Origin of the sequence: Zobellella aerophila (genome assembly GCF_039539325.1) — a bacterium.
Classification (GTDB): Bacteria; Pseudomonadota; Gammaproteobacteria; order Enterobacterales; family Aeromonadaceae; genus Oceanimonas; species Oceanimonas aerophila.
Genome location: NZ_BAABCX010000002.1, coordinates 1 through 21,818, shown reverse-complemented (window position 1 = coordinate 21,818; position 21,818 = coordinate 1). Strand labels below are relative to the sequence as shown.

The following is a 21,818-nucleotide window of genomic DNA, read 5'->3' as shown; positions in this document are numbered from 1 at the left end:
ATAAAGCGGGATTGCACGTTTACAGCCGGGCCCCGCTCGAGATAGATTGAAAATAATTTTTTCAGGGTACGCGCCCGCGCAATTAGCAGTCAGGACTCAGTATGCATTACCAGACAGACGACATTCGTATCAATGAAATCAAGGAGCTGTTGCCTCCGGTGGCGGTATTGGAAAAATATCCGGCGACGGACACCGCCTCGACGACGGTATTTGAATCCCGCCAGGCCATTCACCGTATCCTGGCCGGAGAAGACGATCGCCTGCTGGTGGTCATCGGGCCCTGCTCCATTCATGATACCCTCGCCGCCATCGAATATGGCAAACAGCTCAAGTCGTTGCGGGACAAATACGCTGATCGGCTGGAAATCGTGATGCGGGTCTATTTCGAAAAACCGCGTACCACGGTCGGCTGGAAGGGACTGATCAACGACCCTTATATGGACAACAGTTTCCAGATCAATGACGGCCTGCGCATCGGCCGCAAACTGCTGCTTGATTTAAACGACCTGGGATTGCCGACCGCCAGCGAATTTCTTGACATGATCACCCCCCAATACGTGGCCGATCTGATGAGCTGGGGCGCCATCGGTGCGCGCACCACCGAATCCCAGGTGCATCGGGAGCTGGCCTCTGGCCTGTCCTGCCCGGTGGGGTTCAAGAATGGTACCGACGGCACCATTAAGGTGGCGGTCGATGCCATCGGCGCGGCCAGCGCCCCCCATCACTTTCTGTCGGTCACCAAATACGGCCATTCGGCGATTGTCTCCACCGCCGGCAACCCGGATTGCCATATCATCCTGCGTGGCGGCAAGGAGCCCAATTACGATGCCGAACATGTGGCGGCGGTGTTCGCAGGGCTGGAAAAGTCGGGCCTGCCGAACAAGGTGATGATCGACTTCAGCCACGCCAACAGCAGCAAGCAGTATCAGCGACAGATGCTGGTGTGCGAGGATGTGTGCGGACAGATCGCCGGCGGCAACCGGGGGATTTTCGGAGTGATGGTCGAAAGTCACCTGATCGAAGGGCGCCAGGATCTGATCGAGGGTAAAGAGCTGACCTTCGGCCAGAGCATCACCGACGCCTGCATCGGCTGGGACGACACCGAGCGGCTGCTGGCCTCGCTGGCCGAGGCGGTGACGGCCCGGCGTCAGGGGGCGTAAGCCGCCTTCTTGAAAACCCAAGGCCCGCGCAAGCGGGCCTTGTTTTTGCCCACTCACACATCCACCAGCTCCTGTTCCGGCTGGGAGATGGCGCTTTGCAGCTCGTCCATCAGCAGGGCCACCAGCTCTGTGGCGGGGAGTACCCTGCCCATCGCCACCCCTTCACCGGCCCACAGGGATAAATAATCCTCGTTATCCTGCCTGGCCGCCGCCTGCCTGAGCGGCTGGGTCAGCAGGTGCTGCATGGGGTAGGGGGCGATGGCGGCCTCGGCCAGTTGGCGCATCATGGTGTTGTTGATACCACGGGCCAGCTTGCCGGAGAACACCCGGGTCAGCCGGGTGTCCTCTCCCCTGGCGGCCAGCAGAGCCCGCCGGTAGGCGGCATTGATGCCGGCCTCGGGGGTAAACAGGAAGGCGGTCCCCAGCTGTACCGCCGCCGCCCCCATGGCCATGGCGGCGGCCATGCCCTGGCCATTCATGATACCGCCGGCGGCAATCACCGGCAGGCTGACCTGGGCCGAGACTTCGGGCAGCAGGGTAAGCAGGCTTTGCGGAGACGCCGCCTGGCGGGCGCTGAAGCTGCCCCTGTGGCCACCGGCTTCACCTCCCTGCACCACTATGGCATCGACACCAGCGGCTTCCAGGTGGCAGGCTTCATCCTTCGAGGTGGCGGTGCCGATAATAAAGGTATGGCGGGCCTTGAGTGCGGTGATTTCGGCCTGGCTGAGGATTCCGAAGGTGAATGACACTATGGGTACATTGGCCTCCAGTATGGCGCTGAACTGCTCGTCAAACCCGGGAGCCGGTTGTTCGGGCAGGGGAAGCGGGTCCAGTTCCAGGTGTTGGGCTAGGGGCCGCAGTGCCCGGTGGGCGGCGGCGATCTCTTCCGGTTCGGCGGTGATTTTACTGGGTACAAACAGGTTGACGGAGAAAGGGTGTGAGGTGGCGGACCTGATATCCCGGCAGGCATGATAAATCTGTTCGCCACTGAGGTAGCCGGCAGCCAGCGAGCCCAGGGCGCCGGCCCTGCTGACGGCGGCAACGAGTTCAGGGGGAGTGGCACCCGCCATCGGGGCCTGGACAAGGGGATGGCGGATCCCGAGGCGTTCACATAACCGACGCTGCATCTGCTCTGTTCCTGTTGAGAAGTGAGCTTCAAAGGTAGGATAAACACCGCGGGGGCGCCAGCACCAGACAAAAAAGGAGCCTTTCGGCTCCTTCTGTTTATTTGATTTCTACGCCTTGGGCTTGCAGATCCGCATGATAGGAAGAGCGGACAAAGGGGCCGCAGGCGGCATGGCTGAAGCCGATGCTATCGGCCACGGCCTTGAGCTCGTCGAACTCGGCAGGCGGCACGTAGCGTTTCACCGGCAGGTGATGACGGCTGGGTTGCAGGTACTGACCCAGGGTGAGCATGGTGACATTATGCTCACGTAGATCCTTGAGTACTTCCACGATTTCTTCGTTGGTTTCCCCCAGGCCCATCATCAGCCCAGACTTGGTGGCCACCTGAGGGTGGATTTCCTTGAAGCGGCGCAGCAGCTCCAGGGACCACTTGTAGTCGGCACCGGGGCGGGCCAGACGGTACAGGCGCGGGGCGGTTTCCAGGTTGTGGTTGAACACATCCGGTGGTGTGTCCTTTAGGATCTCTAGGGCGGTATCCATGCGCCCGCGGAAGTCGGGAGTCAGGATTTCGATCTTGGTATTGGGGCTTTGCTCACGGATGGCACGGATGCAGTCGGCAAAATGCTGGGCACCGCCATCGCGCAGATCGTCCCGGTCTACCGAGGTGATCACCACATATTTCAGGCCCAGCTCCTTGATGGTCTTGGCCAGCTTGGCTGGCTCCTCCGGATCCACGGCCAGCGGGCGGCCATGAGCCACATCGCAGAAGGGACAGCGACGGGTACAGATGGCGCCCAGGATCATAAAGGTGGCGGTGCCGTGGTTAAAGCACTCGGGCAGGTTGGGGCAAGAGGCCTCTTCACAGACGGAGTGAAGGTTGTTCTCGCGCATGATGTTTTTCAGCCCCTGTATGCGCTGGTTGCTGGGAGGAAGTTTGATCTTCATCCACTCCGGCTTGCGTAGCACTTCCTCCTCGGTATCCGGCATAAACTTAACCGGAATCAGGGCCATCTTATCGGCGTCACGCAATTTTACGCCAGGCTCGACGCGTACAGGTTTGCTCATAATTTAATTTTCTCTGTGGTGTAGTAGAGATGTTGGTAGCCGAGCCGATCTGCCAGCAGGGGTACCAGCCTGGTTTGTGCTTCTTCTAGGCTTTGTGGACCACCTAGGGCACAACACTGGGTCATCGCCATTCCGGCATAACCGCAGGGATTAATTCGTAGAAAGGGGCTTAAATCCATGTTGACGTTCAAGGCCAGACCATGGAAAGAGCAGCCGCGGCGCACGCGCAACCCCAGGGAGGCGATTTTGCTCTGGTCGACATAGACCCCGGGGGCATCGGGCTTGGCATGGGCTTGGATCTGGTAATCGGCCAGCAGCTCGACAATCGACTCCTCCATGGCGGTGACCAGCGGCCTGACGCCCAGCTTCTTGCGGCGCACATCCAGCAACAGATAGAGTACCAGCTGACCGGGGCCATGATAGGTCACCTGGCCGCCCCGATCGGTTTGCACCAGCGGAATATCCCCCGGATCCAGTACGTGCTCGGCCTTGCCGGTCTGACCCTGGGTAAACACCGGCAGATGCTCAACTAGCCAGAATTCGTCTTCGGTATCTTGATTGCGTTGGTCGGTAAACAGCTGCATGGTATGCCATACATGCTCATAGGAGGCTTGTCCCCAGTGTCTGACCGTCAGCTTGTCATAATGCATGGGGCATTCCTAAAGCACATATTTAACCAGTTCCAACTGCCCCAAGGCATGATAAAGCTGTTCGACCTGCTCCTTGTTTTCTACCCTGACATAGACGGTCACCGAGTGGTAGTTGCCCTTGCTGCTGGGGCGCACCTGGGGGCTGTAGTCACCGGGGGCATGTTGCTGGATCACTTCTACGACCTGATCGGGCAGGCGTGCGTCGGCCAGGCCGAGGATTTTAAAGGGAAAACGGCAGGGAAACTCGAGCAACTCATCAAACTTGGTATTCATGGCAACCTTTGCTTTAACTGTATTCGGTGGATGACTCGCGAGTGAGATGTCATCAATAAGGGCATTTTTACCATAAAACCGACTAATCTGAAACCGGCAAGGTGCAGGGAGAAGGGGATTATTGCGGAGGAGGTAGCAACGGGTGCTGCCGCACCCGCTTGCTTGTTAATTGAACAGATCTTGGATTAGTAATTTGATGTAGTCGATCAGGCGGCTGAAGATGCCTCCCTGCTCTATGTCTTCCAGTGCCACCAGTGGCAGGGTACGGACTTCCTCACCGGCCAGCGTCAGGTGCAGGGTGCCCACCTGTTCGCCTCTGGCCAGCGGTGCTTTGAGGGCCTTATCCAGGGTAAAGTCGGCCTTCAGGTTCTGCGCCTGTCCCCGGGGAATGGTGACCGCCACCTGTTCGGCCACGCCTAGGCTGACGGTATTCTTGTCGCCCATCCAGATACGCTGACTGACTATCTCGGCACCGGCCTGATAGGGGGTCAGGGTCTGGAAGAAACGGAAGCCGTAGGTGAGCAGCTTCTTGCTTTCGGAAGCGCGCACCTTTTCATTGGCGGCCCCCATCACCACGGCGATTAACCGCATGTCATCCTTGGTGGCCGAGGACACCAGGTTATAGCCAACCGCTTCGACATGGCCGGTCTTGATGCCGTCCACGTTCAGGGAGTTGTCCCACAGCAGGGCATTGCGGTTATGCTGGGTGATGCCGTTGAAGGTGAAGGATTTTTCCGCATAGACGGCATATTCTTCCGGTACATCGCGGATCAATGCCTGACCCAGCAGCGCCATATCCCGGGCCGTGGTATACATCTCCTCGCTGTGCAGGCCATGGGGGGTCACGAAATGGCTGTTGCGCATGCTCAGTCTGGCCGCCCAGGAGTTCATCAGGTCGGCGAACGAGTTGACGCTGCCAGCCAGATGCTCGGCGACGGCCACGGTGGCATCGTTGCCGGACTGGATGACGATACCCCGGTTCAGATCGTCGATGCTGACCTGCTTGCCCACCTCGAGAAACATCACCGAAGAGCCGGGAAAGTTTTGCGCCCAGGCGGCTTCGCTGATGGTGACCATGTCTTCGCGTTTAACTTTACCGTCTTTCAGGGCCTGTCCCAGGATATAGGAAGTCATCATCTTGGTCAGGCTGGCGGGGGGCAGGCGTTCGTCGGCGTTATTGGCGACCAGCAGCTGGCCGCTGCTGTAGTCCATCAGCACATAAGACTTGGCCGCGATCGCCGGTGCTTCGGGAACCGCCTGTATCTCGGGGGCCAGGGGCGGCGCAGTTTGAGCGTGAGCTGCAAACGAGACGAAGGCAGCGGCAATGAAAGAAGAAAGTGATTTAACCATACGCATAACGACTGTTTGGTCCCTGTTTAATTGGCAATAGCTGCCGGTTGATGACAATTGTTGGAATTATTGGCTCAGAAAATAGGCCTGTGAGTACCCGGCGGCAATGAGCCTGGCCAGGGTATCTTGCGTCTGGTGTGCCGGGATTGGTCCCATTTGCAACCTGAACCATTCAGACTTCTGCTCAACCCGGGCGGGGAAACCATACTCCCTGCTCAATTGGGCGGCAAGCTCTTTGGCCCTGTCACTGGAGCGGGTAGCCAACAGCTGAATATGACGGCCGCTGATAGCCGGACTCTGCTTGGCGGCAGGGGCGGCAGGCCTGGGCTGATAGGCCACCGGTGTGCCGGCGACTGGTACCGACCTGCTGTTGGATGCCAGCCGTACCGGCTTGCCGTTGGGCGAGAAACGGAGCAGCTCGACCCGCACCTGTGCCGTACCGGTATCTAGCATGTCCAGCTTATAGGCGGCGGCATAGGACAGGTCGATGATACGCCCGCCGTGGAACGGCCCCCGATCGTTGACCCTCACTATCACCTGCTTGCCGTTCTGGGTGTTGGTTACCTTGACGAAGGAAGGCAGCGGCAGGTGCTTGTGGGCGGCGGTCATGGTGAACATATCGTAGATCTCGCCGTTGGAGGTTTCATAGCCATGAAACTTGGCGCCATACCAGGAGGCCAGGCCTTCATCCTGGTATTGCTCTACGTCATTCCACACCTGGTAGTCACTGCCCCAGACGTTATAGTCCCGGTTGCCCCGGCGGCTGTATGGTTCGTAGCGGGGAATCGCGTTTTGTACATGGTCCATGTTGGGGGCATTGGCCGGCATTTTGTCCTGGCGCAGGGCATAACGGCCGCCAGCGGTTTCCCTGTCATAAGCGGCATCGCTATCCGAGGATGAGTGCCCGGTTTGCTCCGGCTGGCTGCCGCAGGCAATCAGACCCAGTGCCGTCAGGGGGAGCAGGTATTTAACGAGATTGTTCATAAGCCTGTTTCAGTTGCTCACTTAGTTGATAGACGGCCATGGCGTACAGGGGGCTGCGATTATAACGGGTGATCACATAGAAATTGTGCCGTACCACCCAATATTCGGGGCCTGCCTCGCCATCCAGACGGATCAGCTTGACCGGCGTTTCCGGGCTCAGGGGGACATCGAGCCGCACCCCGGCTTCGTTCAGTTCGGCCCAGCTGTTGCTGATTTCAAGCGTTGAGTCCAGCAAGGTGGCGACGGCCTCTTCATCCGCAACTCGGGCAGGGTAGGCCACTTCCTCATCCCAATGCCAGTTATGTTCCCTGAAATAGTTGGCGACACTGCCGATGGCATCAATGGTGCTGAATAAGTCCCGGGTGCCGTCATCGTTGAAGTCGAGGGCGAAATGGCGATAACTGGAAGAGATAAACTGGCCCATGCCCATGGCGCCGGCGTAAGAGCCGTTCTGCTCGGTCAGGGACCAGCCCTGTTCCTTGGCCAGCCGCAGGTAGTGGCCGAACTCGGAGCGGAAGAAGGCGCCGCGGGGGGGATAATGAAAGCCCAGGGTGTAGAGGGCGTCCAGCACCCGGGTCTTGCCCATGTGGTTGCCGTAAAAGGTCTCCACCCCGATGATGGCGGTAATAATCTGGGGCGGCACCTGCAGCTCCCGCGCCGCGCGGGCCAGGGAGGCCTCATTGTTTTGCCAGAATTCGAGTCCTTGCCGCAGTCGCTTCTCGGTCAGGAAGATGGGACGGTATTGATGCCAGGGTTTACCTTCTGCCGGGCGGGTCATGGTATCGATAATGGATTGCTGGTAGTTGGCCTGTTCCAGCGCCGCCGTCAGCTCGGGCAGGGGCAGCTCAAACTGCTGGCTCAGCTCATCCAACCAGGCTTGTTGTTCTGCATTGAGTTCAGTTGCCTGCGCCGTCGAAGCCAGCAGCAGGGCGGCGGCAGGAAAGAGAGCAAGACGCATTGATTAGTCCTTTTATTTTGCCAACAGGCGTCTATGGGTGTGTACAGACATCAGGATGCCAAATCCGGCCATCAGTGTCACCATGGAGGTGCCGCCGTAGCTTATCAGCGGCAGGGGCACGCCGACCACCGGCAGCAGGCCGCTGACCATGCCGATATTAACAAACACATACACAAAAAAGGTCAGCGTCAGGGCCCCCGCCAGCAGGCGCTGGAAGGCGCCCTGGGCCTGGATGGAGATATGCAGGCCGCGGCCGATGATAAACAGATACAGCAGCATCAGCAGGCTGACGCCCACCAGCCCGAATTCCTCACTGATTACCGCAAAGATGAAGTCGGTATGGCGTTCGGGCAGAAACTCCAGCTGGGACTGGGTACCCTGCAGCCAGCCCTTGCCCCACAGGCCACCGGAGCCGATCGCTATCTTGGACTGGATGATATGATATCCGGCGCCCAGGGGATCGCTTTCCGGGTCCAGCAGAGTCAGAACCCGTCGCTTCTGGTAGTCATGCATGAAGAAGTACCAGAGCAAGGGCAGAAAGCCCGCCAGTGCCGCCGCTGCCGCCATGATCAGTCGCCACGACATGCCGGCCAGGAAAATCACAAAAACACCGGAGGCGGCGACCAGGATGGAAGTCCCCAGATCTGGTTGCTTGGCGATCAGCAGGGTGGGCAGCAACACCAGCCCAAAGGCCAGGGCCACGTGTAACAGGCCGGGCGGCAGGGGGTAGCGGCTGATGTAGGTGGCGATCATCATCGGCATCACCAGTTTCATGATCTCCGACGGCTGGAAACGGAATGAGCCCACCTCCAGCCAGCGCTGGGCGCCCTTGCCGATATCGCCGACCAGCAACACCAACACCAGCAGCACTATCCCCAGGGCAAAGACAGGCGGTGCCCAGCGGGCATAGAAGGAGGGGGGCAGCTGGGCCAGGACCAGCAAGACCACCAGCGACAAACCCACCCTGACCGCCTGGCGGCTGATGGCATTGATATCCTCGCCGGTGGCGGAATACAAGATGGCCATGCTGGCGGTCAACAGGATCAGCAGCCCCAACAGCAGGGGCCAGTCCAGGTGAAGGCGCTCCCACAGGGTGCGGCGAGGGGCGTGTTTATTCATCCGGGGTGGCCTCATCGGTGGCGGCAGATTCGGGGGCAGGTTCGGGAAGCAGGTAGGCATCCAGCATGGCGCGGGCGATGGGCGCGGCATAGGAACTGCCGCCACCGGCGTTTTCCAATACCACGGAGACGACCACCTGCGGATCGTCAAAGGGGGCGAAGGCGACGAACAGGGCGTTGTCGCGTAAGTGCTCCTTGGTGCTGGCGTGGTCATACTGTTGGTTCTCGGCCAGGCTGAACACCTGGGCGGTACCGGATTTGCCGCCGGCTTTGTAGGGCGTACCGGCAAAAGCCCGCCTGGCTGTGCCCTCCCGACCGTTGATCACCCGGTACATGCCATCCAGGGCCACCTGCCAGTGGCTGTCCTGTTTTATCTCGATGGGCTCCCCCTTGCTGATCGGCATATCGAGCACCCCATTCACGCTGGCGATACCGCGCAGCAACCTGGGATGAACGGTTTCGCCATGATCCACCAGGATGGACGTGGCCCGGGCCAGCTGCAGTGGGGTGGTGGTCCAGTAGCCCTGGCCTATGCCCACGGAAATGGTGTCCCCCTGATACCAGGGTTGCCGATGGCGGGCCTGTTTCCAGTTCCGTGAGGGCATGATGGCACGGGTTTCCTCATAAAGATCGATGCCTGAATACTGGCCGAAGCCGAAGTGGCTCATATATTCATTCACGGTGTCTATCCCCACCCGGTAGGCCAGATCGTAGAAAAAGGTGTCGGCGGAGATCTCGATGGCACGATAGACATCCATCCAGCCGTGGCCCCAGCGGCGCCAGTCGCGGAACTTGCGCGCGGTGTTGGGGATCTGGAAATAAGGGCCGCCAAAGAAGCGCGTTCTCGGGGTAATGGCCCCTTCGTTCAGCCCCATGATGGCGAGCATGGGTTTGACGGTGGAGGCGGGCGCATATACCCCCTGGCTGGCCCGGTTGATCAGCGGCCGGTTGGGGTCGTTGAGCAGGCCGCGATAATCGGGGCCGCTGATGCCATGAACAAACAGGTTGGGATCGTAACTGGGACTGGACATAATGGCCAGCACCTGGCCGTCCTGCGGGCGCATCAGCACAACGGCGCCGCGTTTGCCCGCCAGCAGCTGCTGGGCATGGGCTTGCAGCCGGATATCGATATTCAGATAAATATCGCTGCCGGCGATGGGCGGCTGATATTTGAGGGTGCGGATCACCCGGCCGCGGTTATTGACTTCTACCTCCTGATAGCCAGCCTGGCCGTGGAGCAGCTCTTCATAGTAGCGCTCGACGCCCAGCTTGCCGATATCCCGGGTGGCGGCATAGTTGGCCAGTTTGTTTTCTTCCCGCAGCCGCTCCACGTCCTTGTCGTTGATCTTGGCCATGTAGCCGAGGGCGTGGGTCAGGGTATCCTGATAGGGATAGAAGCGCTTCAGATAGGCTTCTATATTGGCGCCGGGGAATTTGTGCTGGTTGATGCTGAACAGAGCGACCTGTTTTTCGGTCAGCCGGCTGGCCAGGGGGACAGGAGTCGAACGACGCTGCCGTTTGGCTTCGCTCAGGAAGCGTTCTTTTGCCTCCTCATCCAGCTCGAGCAGGATTGTCAGGCGGTCGAGGGTATCGTCGAGATCGGCGGTTTGCTCCGGGATAATCTCCAGGCTGTAGATGGGGCGGTTCTCGGCCAGCAAGACCCCATTGCGGTCGTAAACCAGCCCCCGGGTCGGGGCAATGGGCACCACCTTGATACGGTTATCATTGGAACGGGTCTGATAGGCCTTGTGCTCGTTGACCTGCAGATGATAGAGGTTGACGAACAGGATTCCCATCAACACCAGGATACCGATAAACGCCACCAGTGCCCGGCGCCAGTGCAGGAAGGATTCTGCGTTATGATCCCGCATCTTTACCCGGCCTTTTGCCATACTTACTCTCTGTGGTAGGGAAGGTTGTTGTTGATGCTCCAGGCGCGGTACAGGCTCTCGGCCGCGACCACCCGCACCAGGGGATGGGGCAGGGTGAGGGGGGAGAGCGACCAGGACTGTTCGGCGGCGGCCTTACAGGCAGGAGCAAGTCCCTCGGGGCCGCCGATCAAGATGGCGATATCCCGGCCGTCGAGCTGCCAGCGGGTAAGTTGTTCGGCCAGTTGCTCCGTGGTCCAGGGACGTCCCGGAATATCCAGGGTGACGACGCGCGCCGACTTGGGCACAGCCGCCAGCATCTGTTCGCCTTCCTTGTGGAGGATACGCCCGATATCGGCATTCTTGCCACGCTTGCCGGCATTGATTTCGACCAGCTCGAGGGGCAGATCCCGGGGAAAGCGGCGCTGGTATTCCTGAAAGCCAGTCGTGACCCAGGCCGGCATTTTGGTGCCGACCGCCACCAACTGGAGTTTCATCAGGCGTAGGCTCCAACCGAGCTTTTACCCCAGAGTTTTTCCAGTTGATAGAAATCGCGGGTTTCTTCCTGCATCACATGGACGATGACCTCGCCCAGGTCAACCAGTACCCATTCGCCTATGCCCTGGCCTTCTACACCCAGCGGTGCCAGCCCTGCGTGCTTGGCCTCGGTGGCCAGGTGCTCGGCGATGGCGTTGACATGGCGGCTGGAGTTACCGGAACAGATGATCATGCAGTCTGTGATGGTGGACTTACCGCTGACATCCAGGACCAGGATATCGCGGGCTTTAAGATCGTCCAGTTTATCGACGATAAAGTCGTGCAATTGGTTACCTTGCAAGGGGTTAGTCTCCTCATTCATAAATGGCGGCGGATTATAGCACGGGCTCTTGGTAGAGTCCCTTATCTCGAATATAGGCCGTTACCGGATCAGGCAGCAAATATTGGGGATTGTTCCCTTCTTTTATGCAACGGCGGATCTGGCTTGAGGAGATGTCCAACTGGGGGTTGTCGAACAGATAAATGGCCCCCGCCTTCTGGCTGTGCAGGCGCTGTATATCACGGGTGCCCTGTTGCCGGTACAGCTGCCCCACCTCGGGATTGAATTCCGGCCGCCAGCCGGGCCTGTGGCTGACCACCAGGTGGGCATAATCGAGCAGCTCCCGCCAGCGGTGCCAGCGATTGAGCGACAGCAGCGAGTCCATCCCCATCAGGAAACACAGGGGCGTTGCGGGCCGTTCGCGGCGTAGTTCTATCAGGGTGTCTATGGTATAGGAGGGGCGGTTTCGCCTGAGCTCCCGGTCATCGACCACGAATCCCGGGGTGCAGCCGGCGGCCAGGGTCACCATGGCCAGCCGGTGCTCAGGAGCGCTGTCCGGGTTGGCCCGGTGCGGCGGAATATAGTTGGGCAGTAGCCGAATGTGGTCCAGCCCCAGCTGTTCCATGGTGGCGATGGCCGGCCGCAGGTGGCCGATATGAATGGGGTCGAAGGTGCCCCCCAGTAATCCTATGGGTTTGGTCATGGCGTTATGGTCAAGGGGGTGGCATCAAAAAAACCGACGCAGAGGCTGTACAACCAACGCCAGGCCTGCTCGTCGTCGAATTCTGCGAGGGCCCGGTCGGTGGCGGCCAGCATGGCCTGCAGCTGGGTTAGTTTGCCGAGCGGCAGGCGGGCCAGGGTCGCCTGGACCAGGGGCTGCCGGCTGGACCAGATATGGTGCTGGGCGGCAACCTGCTGAAAATGTTGTCCGGATTGCAACGCCAGCTGCAGCTCGATCAGCGTGGCCAGTTCCCGGCTCAGGATATGGCAGAGCATGCCGGCTTCGATGCCTTCCTGGCGCAACTGCAACAGGATACGGCAACTCCGTTTGACCTTGCCCTGCAACAGGGGATCCAGCAGCTGGAAGGGATTGAAGTGATGCTGGGGTTGAACATTATCCTGCAGGCAGCCAAGGGTCAGGGGTTGCGGCAGTTCCAGCAGCGTCAGCTTTTCCATTTCTCCGGCGGCCGCCAGCAGGTTGCCTTCAAAGGCATAGGCCAGCCAACGTAAGGCTTCGGGTTCGGCCCGCAGGCCGTGCTGGTGCAGGCGCTGCTCCAGCCAGCGTGGAAAATGCCGGGCATCGGGGGTATTAACGGCAACGGTAGGGCCTGCCGCCGCGAGTGCCTTAAACCAGGCGGATTTCTGTTGCGCCTGGTTGAGGCGGGGCGCCGACACCAGCAGCAACAGATCCTGATGGCAGAGGCCACAGAGTTCACGCAAGCGCTCCGAGGCGGTTTTATCCAGCTTGTCCGGCAGCTGCAGCTCGATTATCTGCCGTTGGCTGAACAGGCTCAGGGACTGGCTGGCATCGAAGATGGCATCCCAATCCAGGCCGGGCTCGGCGCTGAAAGCGTGCCTTTCCTCGAACCCCTGTGCGCGCGCGGCGGACCGCAGGGTGTCTATCGCCTCCTGCTTCAGCAATGGCTCGTCACCATAAATTAAATAGCAGGGCGCGAGCCCTGCCTTCAGGTGTTGGGGTAACTGTTCCGGGTACAGTCGCATCAATAACTCAGGCGACTCAGCTGCCGTATTATCTGGGCGGCGGCTTCTTCTTCCATATCCTGGCGCAGCTGCTCCTGCTCCCGGCTGGACGCCAGGGCCAGGTTGGATTTATCGAGGAAGCTGCGGTTGAAGGCGACATTAAATACCTGCCGCGGTTGCTCGGGAATATCCAGGGTAAAGCGGGTGGCGAAACGGGTGGCGTATTCCAGGGTATCGGCATGGGTATCGACTGACGCGGTGACATTGTTCTGTCCCAACTCGCTGATGGTCAACACCGGGGTGTTGCCATCCGCTTCGACCAGGCGTACCCCGGCGCGGATCAGGCGGGCCGAAACCAGGCGGTAAAACTGGGTTTTATCGTCGCCGGCCAGTACCAGGGTCTGCAACTCGGGTGGTAGGCGTTCACCACCCCGCAGCTGAAAACCGCAGCCGGACAGCAGTAGCGTCAGCAGTATGAGAACCCCTGCCTTGATGCGAGCGAGCATAATAACTCCTTTAAAAGCAGCTTGAAGCTGGAAGAGAAAGGCTTGGGTGAACAAGCCTTTATACAAACACTTTCAGCTTCTAGCTTCCAGTTTAGTTAGCCACTATATTCAGCAGTTTGCCGGGTACGTAGATAACCTTGCGGATGGTCTTGCCATCCAGGTGTCGCGCCACGTTTTCATCGCTGCGGCCGGCATTTTCCACCTGCTCCTGGCTGGCATCGGCGGGCACGGTTATCTTGCCGCGTACCTTGCCGTTGACCTGCACCACCACCAGTTTCTCGTCTTCCACCAGGGCGTCGGCATCGGCAACCGGCCAGTCGGCATGGTCGATATCCTCTTTGCCCAGCGCCTGCCACAGGACGAAGCAGCTATGAGGCACGATCGGGTGCAGCATCACGACGATGGCTTCCAGCGCTTCCTGCAGCAGGGCGCGGTTTTGGGCGTCGCTCATATCAACCTTGGCCAGCTTGTTCATCAGTTCCATGATGGCGGCGATGGCGGTGTTGAAGGTTTGGCGGCGACCCACGTCGTCACTGACCTTATTGATGGTTTTATGGACATCCCGGCGCAGCGACTTCTGCTCATTGCTCAGGCCGGCTATGTTGAGCGGTTCTGTGGTCCCCAGGGACTGATGTTCAAACACCAGTTTCCACAGCCGCTTGAGGAAGCGCTGGGCACCCTCTACCCCGGAGTCGGACCACTCCAGGGTCATGTCGGCGGGCGAGGCGAACATCATAAACAGGCGCACGGTATCGGCGCCGTACTTGTCGACCATCAGCTGGGGATCGATGCCGTTGTTCTTGGACTTGGACATCTTGGTCATGCCGGTGTGCACCAGCTCGTTACCGTCTTTGTCCAGGGCACGGCTGATACGGCCTTTTTCGTCCCGCTCGAGGGTGACATCCACCGGGCTGACCCAGGTACGGGCACCCTTGTCATCGGTGTGGTGGAAGGCGTCGGCCAGCACCATGCCCTGGCACAGCAGGCGCTTGAACGGCTCGTCCGATTCCACCAGGCCGGTGTCGCGCAGCAGCTTGTGGAAGAAGCGGGCATAGAGCAGATGCATACAGGCGTGTTCGATGCCGCCTATGTACTGGTCGACCGGCAGCCAGTAGTTGGCTTTGTCCACATCCAGCATGCCCTGGTCGTAATCGGGGCTGCAGTAGCGGGCGTAGTACCAGGATGACTCCATAAAGGTGTCGAAAGTATCGGTTTCGCGCAACGCCGGCTGGCCGTTATAGCTGGTCTTGGCCCATTCGGGATCGGCCTTTATCGGACTCTGGATACCGTCCATGGTCACGTCTTCCGGCAGGATAACCGGCAGCTGTTCTTCCGGCGCACCGACTACGGAGCCGTCTTCCAGGTTGAGCATGGGGATGGGGGCGCCCCAGTAACGCTGGCGGCTCACGCCCCAGTCGCGCAGGCGGAAGTTGACGGTGCGTCGACCCAGGCCCTTGGCAATCAGCGCATCGGCGATGGCATCGAAGGCCTGCTCAAAGTCCAGGCCGCTGAACTCGCCGGAGTCGAACAAGACACCCTTTTCGGTATAGGCGGCCTCACTGATGTCCAGCTCGCTCCCATCGGCGGGCTTGATGACCGGAACGATGTCCAGGCCGTACTGGGTGGCGAATTCATAATCGCGCTGGTCATGGGCGGGGACCGCCATCACCGCGCCCGAGCCGTAATCCATCAGCACGAAGTTGGCGACCCAGATGGGAACCTGTTTGCCGGTTAGCGGATGCACCGCATAGAAGCCGGTGGCCATGCCCTTTTTCTCCATGGTGGCCATCTCGGCCTCCGCCACCTTGTGATGCCTGCATTCGTCGATAAAGGCGGCAAGCGTGGGGTTGTTCTTGGCGGCACGGGTGGCCAGCGCGTGGCCGGCGGCGATGCCCACGTAGGTCACCCCGAACAGGGTGTCCGGGCGGGTGGTGTAGACATCAAAGTGTTCGTCCTGGCCGGCGACGGCAAAGCTCAGGGTGACGCCTTCGCTGCGACCGATCCAGTTGCGCTGCATGGTCTTGACCTGTTCGGGCCAGTCATCCAGGTTATCGATGTCGTTTAGCAGCTCTTCCGCGTACTCGGTGATCTTGATAAACCACTGGGGGATCTCTTTCTGCTCGACCGGGGTATCGCAGCGCCAGCAGCAGCCGTCGTTGACCTGCTCGTTGGCGAGCACGGTTTCGTCGTTGGGGCACCAGTTGACGGACGAGGTCTTCTTGTACACCAGGCCTTTCTCAAAGAGCTTGGTAAAGAACCATTGCTCCCAGCGGTAATATTCGGGGGTGCAGGTGGCCAGCTCCCGATCCCAGTCATAACCGAAACCCAGCCGCTTGAGCTGGTTTTTCATATAATCGATGTTTTCATAGGTCCAGGGGGCCGGTGCCGTCTTGTTGTTGATGGCGGCATTTTCGGCCGGCAGACCGAAGGCATCCCAGCCGATGGGCTGCAGTACATTTTTTCCCTGCAGGCGTTGGTAGCGGGAGATAACGTCACCTATGGTGTAGTTACGTACATGCCCCATATGCAGCCGACCTGATGGGTAGGGGAACATGGACAGGCAGTAGAACTTGTCTTTGCCCGGCTGCTCTGTCGCCTTGAAGGTCTGCTGCTCTGCCCACAAGCGTTGCACTTCGGGCTCGATATTCTGGGGAATGTATTGCTCTTGCATTAGTGACATCCGGATCTGTGAAATGGGTGATAAACCACGGCGATAAATCGCCATAGAATACCCCAGGGGGGTAAAGGCAACAATAGCCGCACCGTCCGGGTTCTGCATCCAAGGGGGGATCATGAGCAATCACGAGCAAAAACATAAGAAGGGGTATGACGCCTTCGTCGAGGAGTTGCACCGCCAATGGCAGCAAACCGAGGACACCACCATCAAGGACATGGTGGAAACGACCCAGGCCTATATGGAAGCGGCCGGAGATCTGACCAAGGATGAACTGGCGCTGATTGCCCAATACGTGAAGCGGGATCTGGCGGAACTGGGCAACAGCGGTGAGGAATTCAGGGACAGCGTCTTCTATCGGCGGATCAAGGAAACCGTGTGGGGCTGGCTGGCCAATGCCACCGACAAAAGCCAGCTGGAATGGCAGGAATTCAGCAATGAGCTCGAGCATCACGGCGAGTACCGGGCGGGGGAGATAGTGGGTCCCGGCATCTACGACTGTACCCTGTGCGCCCATCCCCACGAGGTGACCCACCCCGAGGTGCTGACCACCTGCCTGGAATGCAACCACGACACCTTTATTCGCCGGCCCTTGATGCCGTAACTACGGGCCGGGGCTGAGCCGCTGTCAGCCCTGTCCCTTTATTAATCCCCATCAGCGGACAATTTTTACCTCAAGAACCGTTGTCATTTGACACTATATCTGCGTGCCGTGATAGCATGGGCGGGAACAACTATCTAGCACGCGCCTATAGTGGGATCCTCAAGGATGAGTGACAGCGTGAGCCTGACATTTCGCGTCCTCGTTCCAGTGTTATCCCTTGGTATTTATGGTCAGTCATTGCCAGACGTCGCAAATAATATCTTGATATCAAATAAATATTAATTGTGTGTTCACAATAGCGCATTAGCCTCGGCTGTAAACGCAGCCAAGTGGATACAGGCTTTCTAAGGATAAGAGACCGATATATGTTTAAGAAGACCTTGCTTGCCTCATCAATGGTGCTGGCCATCAGTGGTTGTGCCGTCACCCCGCAAGCCATTTCCCCCGATAACGTCAGCAATACGGTACGCGCCGACATGGCGTTGTTTGCGCAGGAAGAAAGCCAGGTCGAAGGCATCATCGGCCTGGAGGGCGCCATTGCCCGGGCGGTGCGCAACAACAGGGATAAAAAGCTAAAAGCGCTGGAGTCGGCCATGGAGCAGGGACAGATTGATCTGGTCCGCCATGAGATGCTGCCCAGCCTGGTCGCCTCTGCCGGTTACTCTGCGCGCAGCAATTTTGCCGCTTCTGCCAGTGTCGGCTTTGAAGACGGACAACCCGACCCCCTGGGTCCCGACCCATCCTATTCGATCTCCCAGGACAAACAGCGTTCAACCTACGATTTGGCCCTGAGCTGGAATGTGCTCGATTTCGGCCTTTCCTACGTGCGCGCCAAGCAGCATGCGGACCGCTATCTGATTGCCAAGGAGCGGGAGCGCAAGGTCGTTCACAATATAACCCAGGATGTCAGGGGAGCCTACTGGCGGGCGGTGTCGGCCGAGCGGCTGCTGCAGAAGATCAGCCCGCTGATCGTGCAGGCCTCCGCCGCCCTCGACGATTCGCGCCAGGTTGAACTGCTGCAACTGCGCTCGCCCATGGAAGCCCTCTACTACCAACGGGAGTTGCTCGATATCCTGCGTGCCCTGCAATCCTTACGCCAGGATCTTGCCAATGCCAAGACGGAACTGGCTGCGCTGATGGGGTTGAAACCGGGCTCGGCATTCGAACTGGCCGATGTCGGCGCGCCCGATTTCAACGTGCCCGAGCTGGCGGTTGAACTGGCCGCCATGGAGGAACTGGCACTCAGCCAGCGGCCCGAGCTGGTTGAGACCTATTATCAGCAGCGTATTTCCGCGGCGGACACCCGCGCCGCCATGCTGAGTATGCTGCCGGGGATCAGCCTAAACGCGGGGGCGCACTACGACAACAGCGATTATCTGCTGAATCGGGATTGGACCAGCCTGGGGGCACAGGTCAGCTGGAACCTGTTCGATGTATTCAAGGTGGGGGCCGAGCGGCGTTTGGCGCAAACCCGTGAAGCGATAGCGGAAGAGCAGCGCCTGGCCTCTTCCATCGCGGTGCTGACTCAGGTCCACCTGGCCAGGATCGACTATAACGAGTCGCGCAAGAGCTTTGATCTGGCGGAACGTTATCTGCAGGTGGCCAACCGTATCAATGAACAAACCGTGAATGCCGCGCGCATGCAGCGCACCTCGGAACTGGACTTGATCCGTGAGTCCCTCAATACCCTGCTGGCCGAACTGCGCCGTGATGTGGCCTATGCGGATCTGCAAAACAGCTATGGCCGGGTCTTCGTGACCATGGGCATGGATCTATTGCCGGACGATTATGCCCGGAACAGCGTCGAGCAGCTGGCAGAGACCATCTCGGAGCGCTTTGCCCGCTGGCAGAGGGGTGAGCTGGCCGAGCCGGTGGCCGTCGTTCCGGCCGCGGATGCCGAAGAGGATGAGGCACAGGCCATTGGCGACGCCTCGGAGAGCGTGGATGAAATAAGCTGATGACGCGCATCCGGGGTAAAGCGCTGCTGCTATCGGCCCTGCTGCTGGCGATGCCCGCTCATGCCGAGGAGCACAAGGCGCGGGCGGTGATCAAGGCGCTGGATCGGGCTGTCTTGTCCGGCGAGCTGGCGGCCCGGGTGACCAGCCTGCCGAAACGACCGGGAGAAAGCTTCAAACGGGGTGAGCTGCTGGTCGGGCTCGACTGTGACCTATATGAGGCGCAGGCCAGCAAGGTAGCGGCAGAAAACAACGCCGCCAAGATCAAGCTGGATAACGCGCGGCAACTGAACGAACTGCGCTCCATCGGCAGCCTGGATGTGGCGCTGGCCCAGTCCGAATACGCACAGACCCAGGCCGAGCTGCGCATCGCCAGGATTAACACCCAGCGCTGTCAGATCACCGCGCCCTATGACGGCAAGGTGGTGACCCTGCTTGTCAACCAGCATGAGAACATTCGCCAGCAGCAGGAGCTGATCGAAATTGTTGCGGATCAGCGGCTGGAAGCCGAGGTGGTAGTGCCGGCCACCTGGTTGAGCTGGCTGCGGCCATCCATGCCGCTGACGCTGCAGATAGATGAAACCGGGGACAGGGTGGAGGCGACCATTGCCGCGATCAGCCCGGCGATCGATCCGGTCAGCCAGACCCTGCTGCTGCGCGCCCGGTTCGCGCAGTCGTCCGAACTGATGCCGGGAATGAGTGCGACGGCCTATATCGGCCAAACCGACACCCAGTAACACCATATATTTTGCGCCCGGGGAGCGGAGGCCTGAGCCGACCCCGATGCCGACCAGGGAAGATGCCATGAACAAGCAAGATAACGCCAAAACTTCACCCGGATTTCGTCGTAAGCCGCTGATTACCGCCCTTGAATCACGCATCTTGCTTGATGGCGCGGCGGTGGCCACCACCGTCGACATGAGCACGGACGTGGCCTTTCAGCAGGACCCGGTGCATCAGCCATCCCCGGACCAGGCCGTGCATGTCGGCGACGGCGCCCTGGCCCTGGCCCCCACCCAGCTCAAGGCCGGCGATCCGGGCCAGAACAATGGCCGCAAGGAAGTCGCCTTTGTCGACTCCGGCGTCACCGATTACCAGATCCTGGTCGACGGCATCGGTGCTGGCATCGAAGTCCGGCTGATCGACGGCGGCCGGGACGGCCTGGCGCAGCTGGCGGTGTGGGCGCAGCAAAACTCCGGCTATGATGCCATCCATATCCTCAGTCACGGCGCCGAGGGGCAGCTGCGCCTGGGGACCCTGACCCTGGACAGAGCTCAGGCCGAGAGTCGTGCCAGCGAGCTGGGCGCCCTGGGCCAGGCCCTGAATACCGACGGCGACCTGCTGCTCTATGGTTGCGAAGTGGCCGACGGCGAGGGTCAGGCCTTTGTGGAGCGCCTTGCTGAGCTCACCGGCGCCGATGTGGCGGCCTCGGATGATCCGACCGGCGCCGCCGCCCTGGGCGGCGACTGGGAGCTGGAAGTGACCCGGGGCGCCATAGAAACGGCCGGGGAGGGGATCTCGGCCGACGCCATGGCGGCCTTCCACCACATCCTGGCCGAGACGGTGATAGAAAACAGCGCTACCGGAATAACGACGTCTCTGGGCGGTGATGTGTTTGGTCAGTCCTTTACCGCCATCCAGGATGGCCAGCTGACCAAAATCGGTGTCGCCAATGACCTCACTGGCGTATCGCTTTCCGGCACCGCGACCCTTAAGGTGTATGCGGGGGCGGGCACCGGCGGCACCCTGCTTTATGAAAAGACGGGCATCGATCTTCGCTCTGTCGATACCGTCAACAGCCTTAACGACTACAGCTTTTATGACATCACCATAGACAGTAACGTCCAGCTGACCAGCGGCCAGGTCTATTCCTTCGTTCTTACTCCTAAAGAAGCCTATAGCCTCGTTTACACGTCAGAGGGCTATTCCGAGGGCGATGTTTATTATAATGGCTCGTTTGTAAGTGGATTCGACCTGGCCTTTAGGGTCACCCTGGATACTACGCCGGCAAATTCAACGCCATCAGTTTCAGTGGCCAATACCAGCCTTGCCTATACCGAAGGCAACGCCGCCACTCAGATCGACGGTGCCGCAACGCTTAGCGACTCCGATGGCGATGCGGAGTGGAATGGCGGGTCGCTGTCGGTACAGATTACCGGTAATGCCGAAGCCGGCGACCGGCTCAGCATTGTCGACAGCGACGGCGATGGCACCACCATTACCATCAGCGGCACCAATATTTTTGCCAATGGCGTGGATATCGGTGATCTCAGCGCCAGCGGTGGTATTGTCACCGGCGGCACCAAGCTCACGGTTACCTTCGACGCCGACGCGACCAATGCCAATGTGCAGGAAGTGTTGCAGTCGATGCGTTTCGACTCGACTGCCAACGATCCCGGCACTTCGAACCGGACCATCACCTTTACCGCAACCGACAAAAATGCGGCCAGCGGTTCAGATTCACGCACCATCGCGTTGACGGCCGTCAACGACGAGCCGACCCTGACCGCCAACGCCGGCAACCCGACCTTCACCGAAGGCGGTGCAGCGGCGAGCCTGTTCACCGGCACCAACATCAATACCGTCGAGGCTGGCCAGACCATCACCGGGCTGAGCTTCACCATCACCAACGTCACCAACGGCAGCAACGAGCGCATCAACGTCGATGGCACCACCGTGGTGCTGACCCACGGCACCAACGGCAGCACCGCCGGCAACAGCCTCAACTACTCGGTGATGGTGATCGGCACCACCGCCACCGTGACCATGACCGGTGGCAACCTGTCGGTCGCCGCGGCGGAGACGATGATCGACAACATGAGTTACCAGAACAACAGTAACGCGCCGTCGACCAGCAACCGCGTCGTCACCCTGACCAGTATCCAGGACAGCGGCGGCACCGCCAACGGCGGCGACAACACCGCTTCCCTGGCCGTCGCCTCCACCGTCACCGTGGTGCAGAACAACGACGAACCGACCCTGACTGCCAACGGCAGTCACCCGACCTTCA

20 protein-coding genes are annotated in these 21,818 nt (G+C 59.9%); 5 read left to right on the top strand and 15 right to left on the bottom strand.

Annotated elements, in window-relative coordinates; translation table 11 throughout:
• Window positions 1-101: 101 nt before the first annotated feature.
• The gene (gene aroG, locus ABD806_RS07705; RefSeq protein WP_344956544.1) at window positions 102-1,160 is read left to right on the top strand and encodes a 3-deoxy-7-phosphoheptulonate synthase AroG; all 1,059 of its coding nucleotides are present in this window, start codon (window positions 102-104) and stop codon (window positions 1,158-1,160) included.
• 53 nt (window positions 1,161-1,213) lie between these two features.
• Here aroG and ABD806_RS07700 read toward each other — a convergent pair whose 3' ends face one another.
• From ABD806_RS07700 to leuS, 15 genes are all read right to left on the bottom strand, one after another.
• Window positions 1,214-2,287: an NAD(P)H-dependent flavin oxidoreductase gene (locus ABD806_RS07700; protein ID WP_344956541.1), complete on the bottom strand. Its 1,074-nt coding sequence runs from the start codon at window positions 2,285-2,287 to the stop codon at window positions 1,214-1,216.
• Between the two features lie 97 nt (window positions 2,288-2,384).
• On the bottom strand, window positions 2,385-3,350 hold the full coding sequence (gene lipA, locus ABD806_RS07695; RefSeq protein WP_344956539.1) for a lipoyl synthase: 966 nt from the start codon (window positions 3,348-3,350) through the stop codon (window positions 2,385-2,387).
• Window positions 3,347-4,000, bottom strand: coding sequence for a lipoyl(octanoyl) transferase LipB (lipB, locus tag ABD806_RS07690; RefSeq protein ID WP_344956537.1), 654 nt, complete (start codon window positions 3,998-4,000; stop codon window positions 3,347-3,349). The genes lipA and lipB overlap by 4 nt, the downstream gene beginning before the upstream one ends.
• Before the next feature lie 9 nt (window positions 4,001-4,009).
• Window positions 4,010-4,273 carry a DUF493 family protein YbeD gene (gene ybeD / locus ABD806_RS07685; protein ID WP_344956535.1) on the bottom strand — a complete coding sequence of 88 codons (264 nt, stop codon included), beginning with the start codon at window positions 4,271-4,273 and terminating at the stop codon, window positions 4,010-4,012.
• A gap of 165 nt (window positions 4,274-4,438) precedes the next feature.
• Window positions 4,439-5,623 (bottom strand): serine hydrolase, encoded by a 1,185-nt coding sequence (locus ABD806_RS07680; RefSeq protein ID WP_425583108.1) that lies wholly within the window; start codon window positions 5,621-5,623, stop codon window positions 4,439-4,441.
• Between the two features lie 66 nt (window positions 5,624-5,689).
• Window positions 5,690-6,607, bottom strand: coding sequence for a septal ring lytic transglycosylase RlpA family protein (locus ABD806_RS07675; protein ID WP_344956531.1), 918 nt, complete (start codon window positions 6,605-6,607; stop codon window positions 5,690-5,692).
• Entirely contained in the window at window positions 6,591-7,565 is a 975-nt protein-coding gene (gene mltB / locus ABD806_RS07670) for a lytic murein transglycosylase B (protein WP_344956529.1), read from the bottom strand. The genes ABD806_RS07675 and mltB overlap by 17 nt, the downstream gene beginning before the upstream one ends.
• A gap of 12 nt (window positions 7,566-7,577) precedes the next feature.
• Window positions 7,578-8,684 carry a rod shape-determining protein RodA gene (gene rodA, locus ABD806_RS07665; protein ID WP_344956527.1) on the bottom strand — a complete coding sequence of 369 codons (1,107 nt, stop codon included), beginning with the start codon at window positions 8,682-8,684 and terminating at the stop codon, window positions 7,578-7,580.
• Entirely contained in the window at window positions 8,677-10,575 is a 1,899-nt protein-coding gene (gene mrdA / locus ABD806_RS07660; protein WP_344956524.1) for a penicillin-binding protein 2, read from the bottom strand. Before mrdA ends, rodA begins: the two co-directional genes overlap by 8 nt.
• Before the next feature lie 2 nt (window positions 10,576-10,577).
• Complete coding sequence (gene rlmH, locus ABD806_RS07655; protein ID WP_344956522.1) at window positions 10,578-11,048, bottom strand: 23S rRNA (pseudouridine(1915)-N(3))-methyltransferase RlmH; 471 nt, start codon at window positions 11,046-11,048, stop codon at window positions 10,578-10,580.
• Window positions 11,048-11,389: a ribosome silencing factor gene (rsfS, locus tag ABD806_RS07650; protein ID WP_344956520.1), complete on the bottom strand. Its 342-nt coding sequence runs from the start codon at window positions 11,387-11,389 to the stop codon at window positions 11,048-11,050. The genes rlmH and rsfS overlap by 1 nt, the downstream gene beginning before the upstream one ends.
• A gap of 34 nt (window positions 11,390-11,423) precedes the next feature.
• On the bottom strand, window positions 11,424-12,071 hold the full coding sequence (nadD, locus tag ABD806_RS07645; RefSeq protein ID WP_344956518.1) for a nicotinate-nucleotide adenylyltransferase: 648 nt from the start codon (window positions 12,069-12,071) through the stop codon (window positions 11,424-11,426).
• Complete coding sequence (holA, locus tag ABD806_RS07640) at window positions 12,068-13,090, bottom strand: DNA polymerase III subunit delta (protein ID WP_344956516.1); 1,023 nt, start codon at window positions 13,088-13,090, stop codon at window positions 12,068-12,070. Before holA ends, nadD begins: the two co-directional genes overlap by 4 nt.
• On the bottom strand, window positions 13,090-13,575 hold the full coding sequence (locus tag ABD806_RS07635) for an LPS-assembly lipoprotein LptE (RefSeq protein WP_344956513.1): 486 nt from the start codon (window positions 13,573-13,575) through the stop codon (window positions 13,090-13,092). The genes holA and ABD806_RS07635 overlap by 1 nt, the downstream gene beginning before the upstream one ends.
• Window positions 13,576-13,666: 91 nt before the next feature.
• Window positions 13,667-16,246, bottom strand: coding sequence for a leucine--tRNA ligase (leuS, locus tag ABD806_RS07630; protein WP_344956511.1), 2,580 nt, complete (start codon window positions 16,244-16,246; stop codon window positions 13,667-13,669).
• A 121-nt stretch (window positions 16,247-16,367) separates the two neighbouring features.
• Here leuS and ABD806_RS07625 point away from each other — a divergent pair, with 121 nt between their 5' ends.
• The 4 genes from ABD806_RS07625 to ABD806_RS07610 all read left to right on the top strand — a co-directional run.
• Window positions 16,368-16,853 (top strand): zinc ribbon-containing protein, encoded by a 486-nt coding sequence (locus ABD806_RS07625; RefSeq protein WP_344956509.1) that lies wholly within the window; start codon window positions 16,368-16,370, stop codon window positions 16,851-16,853.
• Between the two features lie 365 nt (window positions 16,854-17,218).
• Window positions 17,219-18,811, top strand: a complete 1,593-nt coding sequence (locus ABD806_RS07620) for a TolC family protein (protein ID WP_344956507.1) — start codon at window positions 17,219-17,221, stop codon at window positions 18,809-18,811.
• A complete protein-coding gene (locus tag ABD806_RS07615) occupies window positions 18,811-19,545 on the top strand; it encodes an efflux RND transporter periplasmic adaptor subunit (RefSeq protein ID WP_344956505.1) in 735 nt (244 codons plus the stop codon). The genes ABD806_RS07620 and ABD806_RS07615 overlap by 1 nt, the downstream gene beginning before the upstream one ends.
• 67 nt (window positions 19,546-19,612) lie before the next feature.
• Window positions 19,613-21,818, top strand: a 2,206-nt coding sequence (locus ABD806_RS07610) for a DUF4347 domain-containing protein (RefSeq protein WP_344956503.1), incomplete at its 3' end; no start/stop codon positions are given.